Origin of the sequence: Streptomyces rimosus subsp. rimosus (genome assembly GCF_000720725.1) — a bacterium.
Classification (GTDB): Bacteria; Actinomycetota; Actinomycetes; order Streptomycetales; family Streptomycetaceae; genus Streptomyces; species Streptomyces rimosus_A.
Window position 1 is genome coordinate 1 of sequence record NZ_JOCQ01000261.1, and the last position, 307, is coordinate 307.

1 protein-coding gene is annotated in these 307 nt (G+C 65.1%); it reads right to left on the reverse strand.

Features of this window, described 5'->3' with window-relative positions:
- Positions 1 to 307, reverse strand: a 307-nt coding sequence (locus tag IH45_RS01000000144860) for a phosphopantetheine-binding protein (protein ID WP_032919607.1), incomplete at both ends; no start/stop codon positions are given.

Consider the following 307-nt stretch of genomic DNA (forward strand, 5'->3'; position numbering starts at 1 on the left):
ACCGAAATCTCCGCACCCAACGCACCCTTGATACGGCTCGCCAGCCGCGTCGCCAACAGCGAATCCCCACCGAGGTCGAAGAACCCGTCATCGATACCGACCTGCTCCAGCCCCAGCACCTCGGCAAACAACCGGCACAGAATCTGCTCCTGAGGCGAACGCGGCGCACGATCCGAAGCGGCCCCCGCATAATCCGGCGCGGGAAGAACCCCCCGGTCCACCTTGCCGTTGACCGTCAACGGCAGCTCATCCAGCACCACCACCGCCGACGGCACCATGTAATCCGGCAACCGCACCGCCGCGAAAT